A 14,794-nucleotide genomic window follows, 5' to 3' on the forward strand; every position below is an offset into this window, starting at 1 on the left:
TGACAGAATCAAAGGGCTCTCTTTACGTAAAGACAATGCCTTCTCATCTGCCAAAACCAATCCGCCACTGCAGCCATCGGTTTTGAAGGAATTAGCACCATGACATCCGCCAAGCTCCGCGGGTACCCGCGAAAACACCTTGTCGAATCGGTTGCTGGGCTTCATCGGGCCTTTCCCTCCGCCTCTCTCGATAAGAAAAATATTAAATTTGGAAGAAACTATTTCACGCTTTCTGAAACTATTGTTGAGTATAAAGACTTTCTCGCATTTTGTCAAAGGAAAAATAGCTCATTGGAAGTCAGTTTGTTGCGACCTTTTTCCACCGCCGGTTCGTATAATCGAAAACGGTCCAGAAGGTTTCGCAAACCATGCGGTAACCCTGCTCCAAATCCCGCAGATGCCGGTCGAGATCCTCCAGTTCGATCTTCCCGTGAAGGGCCTGGTGCCGCTGCCACAGATCGTCCTTCATTTCCGAGTTCATGTAATGGATTTCCGTGTTCCGCCGGCGCCGCAGCACGCCCAGCACCTCGCGGTACTCCTCCTTAATCGCCGTCAGCTTGCTGCCCAGTTCGGAATGCACCTGAAGATGCGCGAATTGGCGCAGCACCGTAAAATAGGAAAAATGCGTCTTAACCTTGGACGTATTCAAATCAAACAGCTCGTTCAGCACCGTGCCTAGCTTATCCAAGGCGGAAAACACCCGAATGAATCCGTCCTTGTAAAAAAAGACGTACCGCGCATAATTCTCCCGCTCGTCCGCTCCCATATCATCCACGAAACCGGTCCGCACTTTTTTGCGGAAAAACGCCGCGGCAAACAGGCATTGCTCCAATTCGTCCAACGAGGTAATCAGGCCGTGCATCCAAACTTCCAGCTTACGGAAATCATGGGTAGGATCTTGATGCCGCTTCATTTCCTTCTGCAGCAGCTTCACGGTTTGCGCCATCGCACCCAACGTCTCGGCCAGCCGGCCTTCATTTCGTCTCGGCGGTTCGCCAAGTAAGCTTCGCAGCATTCGTTTGTCCCCGTTTCACGAAAAATAGGATTTCCAGCGCCCATCCACCAAAGACACGATATCTTCCCGCGGAAACAGTTCGTCAGGATACCCCGGCTTCATCCGGGCATCGACGACCAGCGGCAGCCCGTAAGCCAGATGATGCTGCCGCACCTCGGCCGCGGCAAAAATATCGTCCGCCGGATTAAAGCGCGTAAACACCGTCCATAAAAAGGCGGTCTGATCCCGCGTCGCCGCGTCGGCGTCATCGACCAGAACGACCAGCGGCCAACTCGTGCCGCGCTCGCGAAGCCGGCCAAGCAGCCGTTCCGCAAGCTCGGGCTCCGCCTCGTAAGACGCGCCGGACACGACCAGGCATCCGTCATGAAACACGCGGACCCGCTCGATCTCGGCAATCTCGCCTTCGTTGTACGCTTGCGGCAACTCGCGGACCGGATTGCCGACCCCAATCAGAATCGCCTTGCTGCCGTGGTTCAGCTTGCGCCCGGTATAATCCAGCGTATCATGCGAGGTATTGTTCAGAATAAACAAGTCCGTACGCGGATCAAAGCGCTCCAGCACCGTCTTCAGCAGCAGACGGAAATCGGCCAGATCAACCGGCTTGTCCGTCAGCATCAAAATCTTCGTCAGCGACAGCTGGCCTTCCCCCAAAATCCGGAGCGCCGAAACAAGCGCTTCGCGGGAATAGCTCTCCCGGACGACCGCCGAGCTGAGCGCGTGAAACCCGCTTTCCGCATAAGTCCAAAGCGAGCGGACGCCCGGCATGACGACCGGGAAAGCCGGGGACAGCAGCTTTTGCAAAAAGTCTCCCATATAATAATCTTCCTGGCGCGGCTTGCCGACGATCGTCGCCGGATAAATCGCGTCTTTGCGGTGCCACATATGGTTTACATGCAGTACCGGAAACTCATGCTGCAGGGAATAATACCCAAAATGATCGCCGAACGGGCCCTCCAGCCGGCGCTCATGCGGCGGCACCAGCCCGGTGATGGCGAATTCGGATTCCGCCGGAATCCGGTGTCCGCCGAGCGGATTGTCGACCATCGGCAGCTTTTCGCCGAGAATAAACGAAGCGACCAGCAGCTCCGACAAATGCTCGGGCACCGGGGAAATCGCCGAAGCGATCATCGCCGGCGGGCCGCCCAAAAACACCGAAACCGGAAGCGGCTCTCCCCGTTTCTCGGCTTCATGGTAATGAAAGCCGCCGCCTTTTTGAATTTGCCAGTGCACCCCCGTCGTCTGATCGTCATACAGCTGAATCCGGTACATACCCAGGTTGTTCTCCTTGGGCTGCAGCGGGTTCTCCGTATATACGAGCGGCAAGGTGATGAAAGGACCGCCATCCTCCTGCCAGCTGGTCACCTTCGGCAACTCCCTAAGCGGCGTTTCGGTCCGGCACGCCTCCAAAATCGGGGCATCGCTTTTGGTGACGGTTTTCATCCCCACTTTTAGCACTTCCCGGATTAATCCCCGCTCATTCCACAGCGCCTTCGGCGAAGGCGGCAAAAGCTTATGTATCGCGTCGACCAGCCGGTTCGCCAGCAATTCCGGACGGGTGCCGAACGCCATTTCCACGCGGCGCACCGTGCCGAACAAATTGGTCGCCACCGGAAACGGGGTTCCTTTCACGTTGGTGAACAGCAGCGCCGGTCCGCCCTCCTCAATGACCCGGCGGTGAATTTCCGCCAACTCCAGATAGGGGTCAACCGGAACATCGATAATCGCCAGTTGGTTTTCTTTTTTCAGCGCATCGATCCATTGTCGCAGGTTCTTATAACTCATGATTGATCAATCCTCCTAAACCGCTTTGCGCGCACCGGCCAAGGACCCTTCGGTTCCCCTGCTTAGCTGCCAAGTGCGGACGCTAAGGTAACAAAGCACGCCGAACAACGCAGCCAACACGATAATGTGCGCCAGCGAAGTAAACAAGTAAACATGATAGTTGTTCAGCGTAAACACGATGCTCGCCCCGGTGAACACCTGAACGATGATCAGCAGCGTTGCAGCGAGTCCCAGCTTGCGTATCTCGGGAAGATCGGGATGCTTCCAGAAGGCCAAATGTCCGAGCGCGGCGATGACGAGCAAGAGCAGGCCGGCGGCCACCCGGTGGGTAAACGCGATCCCCTCTCCCCCCGCCAGCCCCGGGATCAGCTGTCCGTTGCATAACGGCCACCCGCTGCAGCCCCCCGCCGAATCGGTATGGCTGACGTAGGCGCCGAGATATACGACGATATAGGTGTAACCGGTTGCGATCCAGGTCAGGTTGCGGAAGGTTTTGGACACCCCGGCCTTGGGCGCGAATCCCGCCTGCCTGCGTTCCTCCTGGCGAATGCCCAGCACCAGCATAATCGAGCTGGCGAAAGCGATCAGCGAAAAACCGAAATGCAGCGCCATAACGTAGGAAGATGTCGGGTAAATGACGGCCATCGCCCCCATAAACGCTTGTACCATCACGAAAACCAACGCCAGGAACGAAAAAAGCTGGAGATCCCTGCGGTTTTTCCGGTACAGCCAAAAGGCGACGAACACCGCCAGCGACAACAGCCCGGCAGCTCCGCTCACGGCCCGGTGGGAATATTCGATCATCGAAGCGAGCGTATGGGCAGGGACGAATTTGCCGTGACAAAGCGGCCACTCATTGCCGCAGCCCAGCCCGGACTCCGTTTTGGTGACGACGCTGCCCCCCAAGGTTGCCAGAAACATCACCAAGCAGGAAGCATAACTGAGCCATTTTAATTGTCTCGTATTCAAATGGTTCACACCTTTGTATCTTCATTGTCTTCATTCGGTTGACATATCCTTCTCATTATAACCGATAAAGCAACCTCTTTCATAGGCGGCATTACCTCTTCACAGATCTCTTCTCTCCGGCGTATCATGCAGCGTATGGTAAACATCCAGCGCCCGCCCGAGGAACTGCTCGATCTCCTCGCGCGATTTGCGCAGCTTGTTGACGAAACGAACCAGCTCGCGGCCGTCGGTATAGGCCACGAAGCTCGGAATGCCGAGAATGTTTTGCTCCTGGCTCACCTCGCCGACCTGATCCACATCCACTTCGATGAAGGTTAGCCGGTCCGCGTATTTCTCCTCAACGTCCGGCATAAAAGGATCTATAAATTTGCAATCACCGCACCAGTCCGCTTTAAAAACCGCGATCACCAGGCTGCTGGATTGGATGCTGACCTGAAATTCTCCGGGAGATGTCACTTTTTTCATTTTGCTTCCCTTCCTTTCTGTTCCTCTCTCCCCTTAAGTCAACCAAATCCGGGAGTGGAAGTCAATTTTTTGGGCATACTTGCAAGTAAATAACGATTGTCTGGCTGGGCGCTCCAGTGATGAAGCCGGAAGCGGCGAAACGCGATATGACTATTTGGAAATATCCAATTGAATGGAAATGGGGCAGCAAATGCGGCAGCTATTCTATTGGAAATATCCAATCCTGATGAATAAATTTGAATTAAGGGGAGGGAACCCTCCGCCATGAGTTCGCAACCACGCCGCAACAACGTATTGTCCGAAAATGCCAAAAAGCTGATCACCCAACTGCCCGCCATCGCCTTAAACATTTTCAAAAACAAAACCGCCCAATTCGCCGATTCCTCACGGATGCGCGAAGAGGCGCTAACTTTGGACTGGAACGAATCGGCCGCCCGCACCGTCATCGCCGAAATCGAGGACATGCTGCGGCGCGGCGTAACCACCCGTCCGGCGGAAGAGCCGTTTTGGAGTCCCGAGGATGTGGATTTGGCAGAAGAGATCGCCGCCGAGACGAATCGGGCCGGGATCAGCAATATTGCCCGCACCGCGGCATACCTGAACTGCTATGAGGCGTATCCCGAATTGCATTGGGCGTTCCTCGCCCATATGGTATCCCGCAATGCGGGATGGAATATGACCGACTTAAGCGGCAGCCGCATGGCCGACATCATCGATGCCGAAGAGATACGGCTGACCTATCGGTTTTTGGAGAGAAACAATGCGCTCATTTTCCAGGACGCCTACCCTCAACTGCTGCTTTATATGAAGAGCCGGGAACGCGGAGCCAGCCACTTCCATCTGCTCCCGTATTTTCATGTATCGCAGTTTATGCGGCCGTTTTGGGAGCGTTTTTGGATTGACCGGGGCAGTGCTTTGCTCACCGTCGGACTGATCATCAACGAGCAGAATTATATCGAAAAGCGGGTCGTGCGCCATCCGTATTTTCAAAAATACGTGACGGGCAAAACCAAGTTTCATCTGTTTAGCCTGGCCGGGTTGAATCAAGTCGTGTTTCCGCTGCTGGAACGGGAAGAACGCGGGAAAGCCGGGGAGCCCACGCAGAGCGGGGCCGAGGCTGGTGCGGCTGCGTTGGGTGGAGCCGGGGCGAATACTTCCGCTGCAGAGGGCGGGGCGGAAGTATGTGACGACGGCGGTGAGGGCGCTCCGGAAGCGGGCTATCCCGGCGGGAGTGACAGCGCGGAAGGCGCGGCTTTGCCGGGACGGGCCAGCGCGAGGAGCGGCGCTGCGGAGGCGCAAGGCGCCGCGCCGGGGCCGGCTGCCGGGTGGGAGGTGCGCCGCCTCGCGGGGCGCGTCGTCTCCGACTTCGGCAGCCTGCCCGCCCGCATCGCGTTAGGCAAAAGCCTGTACGCGATGCTGATGGGCTACCGCGCCGTGCGCAGCGGCGCGGAGCGGTTCGCCGCGAGCGTGCCGCACAGCGGCTCGCGGGCGGATTATTGGCCGGGCTTGTTCACGGCCAATAAGGAAGAAGCTCTGACCGCCGGCAGGCAGGCGTCAGAGCTTCTTCAAGGCGAGACGCTGCCGGCGGGCGAGCGTCTCTACAGCCCCAATCTGCTAAGCGCTTGGGGCGACACACCGTATGAGCCAATATCCCGGGAGGATTGGCTCAAGGACCACCGCGCGCTGGACGGGATCAGCGCGCCGAAGCGGCCGTTCCTGTGCGACATCAGCCGCGAGCACAGGAACGGCATCCTTGAAACGGCGCTGCTCCACGATGCGCTGGGCGACTCCTAAAAGCCGGTGCTGCTCGTTAAGATGGACAAAACTCCCAATTGCGCGCAACACTTCTATCGTAAACAAAACTATCGTGCGTAAACAAAACTATCGTGAACAAAACTATCGGGCATGGCTCCTAAACGCGACATAAGTGATTTACACCTGCCCAGTTGCTCGAGAGCACCATTGTCGCAAGTCGCACCCCAACACGCTTAAGTCCAAATAATACGCCATTAAATAGCGGTAAATTATGGTCTTATTCCGCCAACGTTTGCCCCCATAAGGAAATAGCGGAATAAAAAGGCGTTATTTGAGGGGCCGCCGGCAAAAACAGGTGCTTCATAGCCGATCCCACAAAAATAACGCCCAAAAATTCCGCTAACTTCCTGTTAACAAGCTAAATTCTATCAATAGCGCCCTTTTTTACCGCTAGCGGACGCCCGGGTTCGGCCGCAGGTCGCAAAGCGGCCGCAGGCCGGCCCGTTCCAGCACGGCCGCGTTCAATGCTACCTCGCTCCGCCAGACGGCAAAAGTTTGTCCAAGCGCAGCACACGGTCTAACCAGCACCCCCGCAGCACGGGAACGCTCGCCGGGAAAAGTCGCATTAGCAGCAGCGCCCGAACCCTGCCTGCCGCCACAACCTACTTGCCGACAGTGGTTTGGCCGCCGCGCTGCAGGCGCATGAGCGGGGACAGGATTTTCCGCAGCGGCTTCGGATAACCGGCCAGTTCATCCTTGCGGACCACCCGCAGCAGGATCAGCATGACCGGGTACAAAGCGACCACGGCCGCTCCGACGATGCAGCAGGTCAGGAAGAAGGCAACCCGCGCCGGCATCAGCGCCTCCATTTGGATACCGGCCTGATTCAGGCCGTAGCCCACGCCGGACAGCACGATCACCGTCGCCAGAAAACCCAGCCAACGGTCGCCCATCAGCGAGAACGGAACGATCCGCTTCATCGCCCGTACATTGAGCAGCGTAATGACCAGGAAACACAAACCCGTTGCCGTAACGATGCCGTAAATTCCCCAAAACTGTGCGAGAATATAGCTCGCCGCCAGCTTCACGACAACCCCGATCGCGACGTGAACCATCGATTGGTTTGCTTTGCCCACGCCGAGCAGGATCGAGTTGCTGGTCATCATCGTAATTTGAAAAATCGTCGCAAACGTCAGCAAAGCCACGATGCTGCTGCCGTCCCGCGTGCTGAACAGCAAGCCGTTCACGGAATAAGCCGCCGAACCGAGCGCGACGATGATCGGCATGCCGGTCAGCACCGAAACCCGCATGGCCAACGTAACCTGGCGCTGCAAATGCTCCTGATCTTTCCGGGCGTAGGCTGCGGAAATAATCGGCACCAGCGATTGACTCAGCGCAATGGCCAAAATCGGCGGAATGCCAGCGATCATTTGCGCCCGGTTGCCCAAAATCCCCAGGATATAGGTGGCTTGTCCGGAGCCGATTTGCCCGCTCAGCAGCGGCTTCAAAATCGAGTTGTCAATAAAATTGACGGCCGGAACCGCCAGCGCGGTCAGCACAATCGGGATCGACAATTTGAAAATTTCCGCATAAATCCGTTTAAACGGCAGTTTTTCCTCAGGTTGGGCATCCGGCGTTCGATCCCCCCGGTCCTGCCGCAGCATTTTCACGCTGAAATACAACATGACGATTAAAGCGGCGACACCGCCAAGCACCGCGCCGAAAGTGGCGCCGGCAGCCACGTCCTCGCCCGAAAAACCCCAGTTGAACAGCAAAAAGGCCAACACAATGCCGGTCACGACCCGAACAATTTGTTCGATGACCTGCGAGACGCCGCCGGCGATCATAATGTTCCGCCCCTGCAAATAACCGCGGATGATCGCGATCAGCGGAAACAACAGCAGCGCTGGAGAAAGCGCCCGAATCGCCACCACCGACTCAGGAACGCCGGCAGCTTGCGCATAATAAGGCGCCATAACAAACAGTAACGCAAACATGATCACACCGGCGGCTGCGGCAAAGATCAGTGCGGCGTGATACACGCGGCGGGCCTCGTCGGGCCGGTTTAAGGCGTGGCGTTCGGAAACCATTTTGCTTAACGTGCTGGGAATGCCGGCCGTGGCCAACGTCAGCAGCATGAAGTAGGCCGCGTTCGCCTGCGAATAGGAGGCGTTCCCGACGTCGCCGAGAATGTGCTCCAACGGCACGCGCTGAAACAGTCCGAGCACCCTCGCGATCAGCGCCGCCCCCGCCAAAATCAAAGTGCCTTTAATAAACGATTCTTTTTTGGACAACAACGATTCCTTCTTTCGCTACCCTGAATAAGTCCATTTCTCTGATGATTATAACGTTCTAAGAGCCTGGCACCGGCCTACCCGCCGCAAAGCTATGCCGCTATGATCCAGATAATAAACGCGACGATCATGACCAGCTGCAAAATCACCTTGACGACGATGCTGCTGAACAGGCCAACGACCGAGCCGATCCCGACTTTAAACGCCTTGGAAAGCGACTCGCCCCTGATGAGCTCCCCGAGCATCGCCCCGATCAGCGGCCCGATCACAAGGCCAAACGCCGGAATGACAAACGGTCCGATGATGATGCCGATCGTGCTGAGCCAGACGGACAGCTTGCTGCCGCCGAATTTTTTCACGCCCCAGGCCCCGACCGCATAGTCCGCGACCAGCAGCACAACGACGATCAACGTCTGCACGATCCAGAAAAACGGCCCAAACGGCTCGAAGGAGAAAAACCAGCCGTACACAAAAAAGGCAAAGTAGATGGCGATTACGCCGGGAAGCACGGGATATACCGCCCCCGCCATACCGATAGCAAACAGCAATATCACCAAAATCCATCCGAGCACGGTCATGGTCATCACGACAACTTCACCCTCCCGTTAAAATAAAATCGCGGATAATCAGCGCGATGCCGTCCTCGTTGTTGGTGGCCGTCACCACGTCCGCCTTGGCCTTCACGGCTTCCTGGGCGTTGCCCATGGCGACGCCGAGCCCGGCCGCTTCGATCGCGGCGAGGTCGTTCAGACTGTCCCCAACCGCCACGGCTTCGGACAGATCGAGTCCAAACCAATCGCATACAGTGCGAATGCCGCTCGCTTTGCTGATCCCCGCGGGATTGATCTCCAAATTGTACGGCGACGAATTGGTGACTTCCAGACCGCCCAGCTCCTGAAGCCGCCGTTTGATATCCTGCCGCACCTCATCGTCCTTGGTAAAATAACCGAATTTCATCCACTGGTTGCGCTCCAGCACTTCAGGGATCCAATTCGTTTCATTGTAGCTGCCTTCCACCGAGTAGGCCCAAAACCATACCTTTTTTTCCTGGGCAATGGCGTGCATCCCGGCAACAAGCGACCGGTCAAGCAATACCCGGCTGTGCAGCTCTTTCGGCGTTCTCCATATTTCGCTCCCGTTCACGGTGATCATCGGCGTGCCCAGATCAAGCTGCTCCCCGTACGCGATCGCCTCGTGATATCCCCGCCCCGTCGACAGGCAGACATGTACCCCGGCGGCTGCCGCCTTGCGAATCCATTTTTCCGTTTCCGGCGTAATTTGCTGCTCATCGTTCAACAACGTTCCGTCCATATCGAGCGCCAACAATTTGTACTTCAAAAAAAAGCTCCTCCCATCTTCGGGTCATCCTATAGTAGCACACCGCCATTTTACCATAATCCCGTAATCCCAACAAAGCTTCGGCAAAAGCAGGCAGGCTGACCGGAGACTCGCCGGTCGCAGCTTGCGAGCCGTTATTGCATCATATCCAGCCATTAAAGTCAAAGAGTCTTGAGAGACCTGCGCTCCTTCCGGCATTTCAATCGTTCGCTCTTCCGTTCCCTGATAATCGGCCAGGCATTGCCCCCTGCATCCACCGGCGCGCCTTCCAGCACGAGCGCGCGGGAACCTTTCAGTATTTTGGCCAGCATCGTTCTTCCCGCGCGCCCGGCGATGCTGTCGGCGGCATGAAGCATGTAGCGGACTTCCTCTTCCGTCAACACGAGTTTATCGGATGTTTTTGAAATTTTTCTCTAATTCAATTAAATTCAGATGTTGTAGAAATCCTTTCGCAAAGCAAAAATCAGCTTGAGGATAGAAAAGTAGGGCGGGCGTCAGATCAACACTCGTTGTCCGGAGACTTTGCACGATTATCCCGTTTGATCGGGTAGCAGAGAAACAGATAAGCTCGGGAGAAGAAAATATTTGGCGGAGAAGAAAATGGGTTCGAGATAATTCAGACGGGCTTAGGAGAAGGAATCAGGTTTAGGAGAGGTGAAACAGACTGGACAAGAGAACAAGACAGGAGATCAAGGACAAGACGCGAGGGAAACGAAAAGACCTTGATTTTGCTGTAGCCTCTCGCTGTTATAACGGCTGCTGAATGGTTGAAGTTCTGTTCCCGCATTGACTTCCATATCCGCTCCCTCCCCCGAATTAAGAATTTACGCACATACGTTCACTTTAATTTATTATACCGAGCATACGTTCTCTGAACAAGCCGAAAATCTCACCTGACCGCCTCATTTTTCCCCATCTCTTTTGTTTTTTCTTCTCACTTTTTCTGGACCTTGCTCTAGCCCTCCCCCCCTGCTCCATGAACGAAAGGGATAATCATGCAAAGGCAGCCAGCAGGCAGGAACACCAAGACACGAACCCTTTAGACAGCCCCCTCACCTGGTGTCGGCTGGTTGCCTTACAACAGTTGCTCGACTTGATCAACGTAGTAGTCCAAAAAGCCGGGAAAACACTGTCCGCCTCTGGTTCAGCTTCAACTCCGGCAATGGGTTGCTGCTTTACCCAGCTACCTCAAGGCTTGCCTGCCGATTTTTTGCTGCGAAAGTTGATTTATATAGTATAAACTATATCATTACTCGCAAATACCCAAAAAAAGAGCTCCCAAGCGGAAGAAACCTTCTCCGCCATTTGCCATTTTTGCCGGTCCAGTCCCGGATTCGGCTCTTTCAAGTGCAAAGAGCCGCCGTCCGCCGAGGCTTCAAGCGCTTGCTGAGTATGAAGCGACAGAATGGCTACTGTGCCGTCGCCGTTATCGCGAAGCAGCCAACGCTGATTGTCGTAGCCGAGATAATCGTACAACTGGAGTTTGTTTTGGCCGGTATCAAGGTCCAACGCTTTGTCTCCCGCGATGGTGCGGATCGAATAGGAGCCTAACTCGTCTCCGGTCGGCACCAAAACCCAAGCCTGGCGGGAAACTTCCCCGTCACCGCCTTGGAGCAGTGTAACCAGCTCGCCGTTTTCCGCTTTCGCGGCGTACAGCGACGCATTCGTGCCGGCGTTAACGAAGCTTGTCTTCCGCAGCTTGGGCTGCTCCACCCGGCCGGCGGTGACGTTTTGGTAATACGCCGCTCCGCCAAAAACGTGAACACCGAAATGCCCTTCCGCAAACGTTCCGTCATTAAGGTCGATGATTTGGGCACCGTCCACGGAAATCCGGATACGCGGCCCGTCCGCTTCAATGACGATGGCGTACTTTTTGCCGGTTTGGATGAAGGCTGGCACTTTCGCCAGCACCTGGCGTTCGGCAAACGCGCCGCCGATTTTGTAAAATAAGCGGAAGGCTTTCATATTCGGATCAATATTAAAATAGTACCCGCTACGCCCGTCCCGGCTGGCCCGGAACAGGATAGAGCCCGCCCCGCCCGCTTCGGCCAGCGTCATTTCGGCCTCATACACAAAATCACCGGCCGTCTCCTCCGCCACGTACAGAGCGTCGCTCCCGTAACTGCCGCGAATGCCCTGCTCCGTCGCCACCCAGGCGGAGGCGGACAAATCGGGAGCCCAGCCGCTCAGATTCGTGTGAAATTCCCCGGCGAACACCTTTACCGGAACGCTGGCCGATGCTTTTCCGTTCGAGGTGGAGGCGGTGATCACCGCCTCTCCAGGGCCAACCGCTTGAATCACCGCCTGCTGCTTATCGGATGAGGCGATGTCCACGACTTCCGGATCGCTCGACTCCCAGCGGATTGGCTGATTGGGGTTGACGTCCGTACCGCCGCTGCGCCCGCCTTGCACGCCGCCGCTCACCGCCGCGTACAAGGTCCGGGTGTCCCCCAGCCCCATTTCGCGCGGACTTGTATCCATGACGATGGAGGTTTGGCTTCCCGCCGCCTCGTTCCATATATTTTTGAGCGCATGTACTTTCATGAAAACTACGTTCACTTCTCCGCCAGCGGCGAAGAAGCTCATTTCCCGGTGTGCGGGATCGGGAAAAATCACCTCCGAAAACACCGTCCGGCCATCCCCTCCGAATACTTCCAGCGAGGAATCGTCCACGAAAATACGCAGCTTCACACGGCGGTTGTCCGGTGGAAGCGGCGCTTGATGAAGCGTAGTGAACCGGTCGGAGAAGCCGGTATCGCCGGAAAGGGCGCGATCCACATACATCTCGTTCTCCGCCGTTTTGTAGCCGACGACCGTCCGCTTGCCCGCTCCCTCACGGAGACGGAAACCGAATTCGCTCACACGGCTGTCCTGCGGAATTTCAATTTCGGCTTCAATTTCATAGGCGCCGGAGGACACGCCTTTCAGCAGATTCGCCCTATCCGGTTGAACTCGGCGGTCCGACGCCGCAAACAGCAGCTGGCCGCGCAGCGATTCCAGCTCGCGGATCGGCACCTGCGTCAGGCGGATTCCCTCTTCCGTCTTCTGCAGCATTAACTCGCGCGGAAGGCTTAGAACCCCCTTCCACCCCTCGGTCGGAAAAGCAAACGGGTAATCCCAGTTCGTCATCCAGGCCAGCATCACCCTGCGTCCGTCCGGCATATCGGCAAAAGACATGGAGGCGTAGAACTCTTTTCCGTAATCGGTTGTCAGCACCTTGCCGGCAGGGTTGTCGTTAACGAACTTGCCTTCCGGAGTAAGCTCCCCGACAAAATACTCCGCCGCCGAACCCTGGGTATTCGGATGGGCGCCCGTACTGATCATGAGCACCCATTTCTTCTCGCCCGTGCCGTCCACGGCCAGTTGGAACAAATCGGGGCACTCCCACACGCCGCCGCGGACATAAGCCCCGTATCCGAAATTGTCGGTAAGCGTCCAGTCGATCAGGTTGGTCGAAGTGAAAAAGCGGATATGATCGCCGCCGGACACAACCATAACCCAGCGGTTATGCTCTTCGTCCCGCACGACCTTGGGATCGCGAAAATCCCAGCCTCCCGGATCGTCCCCCTGCTTGCCCGGATTTTCGATCACGATCGGGCGCTCTGCGGCGTATTCCCAGGTGCGGCCGCGATCCTTGCTGTACGCCAGCCCAATGCGCTGGTTGCCGTTTGGGCTGTCCGGATTATAGGAAGTATAATAAGCGATTAGGCCTTTTCCCCCGGAATCCGTGAACAAGCCGGAGGCATTATGAAGATCGGCGACGGCCGAACCCGACCAGACATGTCCCAAATCGTTCCAGGGCAAGGCGATGGGCAACCGCTTCCAATGAACTAGATCGGTGCTGACCGCATGGGCCCAAGTTCCGCCGTCCTGATGAAACAGATGGTATTCCCCTTCATAAAAGACCAGCCCGTTCGGATCGCTCGCCGAACCGCGGGCCGGTGAATAATGGTAGTCTGGGCGGTATTTTTCCATGTAATAATCGGCTGACGCGGTCAAGTAAACGTCCTGAAAATACGCCGCTCCCGCAGATACCGCAAATCCCGCGTGACCGTCCGCGTAGCTACCTTCGACGGCATCGACGGCCGGTTCGGCGTATCCGTCCACATATACCTGAATCCGGCTCCCGAGCCCATGGATTTCCAGATGGTGTCTCGTGGTGAAAGTCGATGGGTAGGAACGTTTCGAGGTCGCGATAACATGGCCACCTGCTTTTCTCAGCTCCGCCCAAACCTGGCCGCCGTCTTTTCGCAAAGCCGCCTCGTAGCCTTCCGTCCCCTGCTTGTTCGCTCTGAACCGCAATCCGGCATCCCCCTGATCGGCGGCAAAAGACACGTTTCCTTCCAACACGAAATCCCGCTCATAACCCTGATAAATCCGCAGCGCCCGCCGGGAACCGTCCGCCGTTCCCAGTTCCCCTCGCAGGTCCGGCTGCCAGGCTCCCGAGCTCGCGATCGCCGCGCCTAAATTGCTTTTCAGTTCGCTGACCTTCACGTTCTGAAACAGCGCGGAGCCGTCCCAAACGTTCAGGCCCAAATACCCGGAAGCATAAGCCTCATCATGCACGTCGATCAGCGGTTGGTAGCGGTCCCCCCAATACACCTGAAGCCGGCTTCCTTCGGCTTTGACTTTCAGATGATAGATTTCCCCTTCGGCCAAATCGACCCGCCGTTCTTCCCGCAGCTTGCCTTCTCCGCTCGCGTCCCTGAGCCGGATCAGCCCCGCGTTCGGCACAAGCTGAAGCATATAGGAAGACCACCCGTCCTCATTGGAGCGGAAAACCAACGTGGCATCTGCCTGCCTCTTCATCACCATGACGTCGGCTTCATAGATAAAATCAGCCGCCCGGGTTTCCGTGAGGGCCATGACGTTTTCCCTCGGCTCCGAGACGAGCAGAAGCCCCTGTTCCGCCGTCTCCATCCGGCCTTTTCCTTCGATTCGCCAGCCGGTCAAATTCGTCTCAAAGTTGATTGCGCTTTCAAAAATGGCGTTAGCCCCCTTTCCCGTTTCTGCCTCCGTGCCCGCCGCGTGGACCATCCCCGCCCCGATCCCGGCAAAAATAAGCGCAGAGGACAAAAGGATGGATAATACGGATTTGCGTTTGCCCATGATACACCCTCTTTTCCTAGTGAGAGATACAAACAACTTCGGCTTCCGGTACAGGAGGCCATGGATC

Annotated in this window: 11 protein-coding genes, 1 pseudogene and 1 riboswitch; of the genes and pseudogenes, 2 read left to right on the forward strand and 10 right to left on the reverse strand. The window is 56.5% G+C overall.

All coding sequences use genetic code 11. From position 1 onward, the window contains the following. Positions 1-40: 40 nt before the first annotated feature. A riboswitch (SAM riboswitch) is annotated at positions 41-197 on the reverse strand. Positions 198-298: 101 nt separating this feature from the next. From EHV15_RS01445 to EHV15_RS01460, 4 genes are all read right to left on the reverse strand, one after another. Beyond that, positions 299-1,015 (reverse strand): Cthe_2314 family HEPN domain-containing protein, encoded by a 717-nt coding sequence (locus EHV15_RS01445; RefSeq protein WP_128629714.1) that lies wholly within the window; start codon positions 1,013-1,015, stop codon positions 299-301. A 15-nt stretch (positions 1,016-1,030) separates the two neighbouring features. Continuing rightward, positions 1,031-2,797, reverse strand: coding sequence for a UbiD family decarboxylase (locus EHV15_RS01450; RefSeq protein WP_128629715.1), 1,767 nt, complete (start codon positions 2,795-2,797; stop codon positions 1,031-1,033). A 15-nt stretch (positions 2,798-2,812) separates the two neighbouring features. After that, positions 2,813-3,766, reverse strand: a complete 954-nt coding sequence (locus EHV15_RS01455) for a COX15/CtaA family protein (protein WP_128629716.1) — start codon at positions 3,764-3,766, stop codon at positions 2,813-2,815. A 99-nt stretch (positions 3,767-3,865) separates the two neighbouring features. Continuing rightward, positions 3,866-4,231 carry a thioredoxin family protein gene (locus EHV15_RS01460; RefSeq protein ID WP_128629717.1) on the reverse strand — a complete coding sequence of 122 codons (366 nt, stop codon included), beginning with the start codon at positions 4,229-4,231 and terminating at the stop codon, positions 3,866-3,868. Positions 4,232-4,495: 264 nt separating this feature from the next. On the opposite strand from EHV15_RS01460, the gene EHV15_RS01465 reads away from it, so the two are divergent. Further along, the gene (locus tag EHV15_RS01465) at positions 4,496-6,025 is read left to right on the forward strand and encodes a DUF2515 family protein (protein WP_128629718.1); all 1,530 of its coding nucleotides are present in this window, start codon (positions 4,496-4,498) and stop codon (positions 6,023-6,025) included. A gap of 411 nt (positions 6,026-6,436) precedes the next feature. On the opposite strand, the gene EHV15_RS36275 is transcribed toward EHV15_RS01465, so the two are convergent. The 5 genes from EHV15_RS36275 to EHV15_RS01485 form a co-directional block, all read right to left on the reverse strand. Beyond that, entirely contained in the window at positions 6,437-6,574 is a 138-nt protein-coding gene (locus EHV15_RS36275) for a hypothetical protein (protein WP_178075712.1), read from the reverse strand. A gap of 74 nt (positions 6,575-6,648) precedes the next feature. After that, on the reverse strand, positions 6,649-8,280 hold the full coding sequence (locus tag EHV15_RS01470; RefSeq protein WP_128629719.1) for a putative polysaccharide biosynthesis protein: 1,632 nt from the start codon (positions 8,278-8,280) through the stop codon (positions 6,649-6,651). 92 nt (positions 8,281-8,372) lie between these two features. Continuing rightward, a complete protein-coding gene (locus EHV15_RS01475) occupies positions 8,373-8,858 on the reverse strand; it encodes a DUF456 domain-containing protein (protein ID WP_128635119.1) in 486 nt (161 codons plus the stop codon). A gap of 16 nt (positions 8,859-8,874) precedes the next feature. Beyond that, positions 8,875-9,618 (reverse strand): Cof-type HAD-IIB family hydrolase, encoded by a 744-nt coding sequence (locus EHV15_RS01480; RefSeq protein ID WP_128629720.1) that lies wholly within the window; start codon positions 9,616-9,618, stop codon positions 8,875-8,877. Between the two features lie 161 nt (positions 9,619-9,779). Continuing rightward, a complete protein-coding gene (locus tag EHV15_RS01485) occupies positions 9,780-9,974 on the reverse strand; it encodes a hypothetical protein (RefSeq protein ID WP_128629721.1) in 195 nt (64 codons plus the stop codon). A 713-nt stretch (positions 9,975-10,687) separates the two neighbouring features. Here EHV15_RS01485 and EHV15_RS38170 point away from each other — a divergent pair. Continuing rightward, positions 10,688-10,844 (forward strand): annotated as a pseudogene (locus EHV15_RS38170) (IS4 family transposase); the annotation flags it as partial. Position 10,845: 1 nt separating this feature from the next. Here EHV15_RS38170 and EHV15_RS01495 read toward each other — a convergent pair. After that, positions 10,846-14,727, reverse strand: coding sequence for a GH32 C-terminal domain-containing protein (locus EHV15_RS01495; RefSeq protein ID WP_246061249.1), 3,882 nt, complete (start codon positions 14,725-14,727; stop codon positions 10,846-10,848). Positions 14,728-14,794 lie beyond the last annotated feature (67 nt).

The sequence above is a fragment of the Paenibacillus oralis genome (genome assembly GCF_003863965.1).
Lineage (GTDB): Bacteria > Bacillota > Bacilli > Paenibacillales > Paenibacillaceae > Fontibacillus > Fontibacillus oralis.

Coding starts and splice junctions, on each gene's coding strand:
- EHV15_RS01465 (WP_128629718.1), top strand. CDS start 4,496: ATGAGTTCGCAACCACGCCGCAACAACGTATTGTCCGAAAATGCCAAA.
- EHV15_RS01450 (WP_128629715.1), bottom strand. CDS start 2,797: ATGAGTTATAAGAACCTGCGACAATGGATCGATGCGCTGAAAAAAGAA.
- EHV15_RS01495 (WP_246061249.1), bottom strand. CDS start 14,727: ATGGGCAAACGCAAATCCGTATTATCCATCCTTTTGTCCTCTGCGCTT.
- EHV15_RS01445 (WP_128629714.1), bottom strand. CDS start 1,015: ATGCTGCGAAGCTTACTTGGCGAACCGCCGAGACGAAATGAAGGCCGG.
- EHV15_RS01475 (WP_128635119.1), bottom strand. CDS start 8,858: ATGACCGTGCTCGGATGGATTTTGGTGATATTGCTGTTTGCTATCGGT.
- EHV15_RS01460 (WP_128629717.1), bottom strand. CDS start 4,231: ATGAAAAAAGTGACATCTCCCGGAGAATTTCAGGTCAGCATCCAATCC.
- EHV15_RS01485 (WP_128629721.1), bottom strand. CDS start 9,974: ATGCTTCATGCCGCCGACAGCATCGCCGGGCGCGCGGGAAGAACGATG.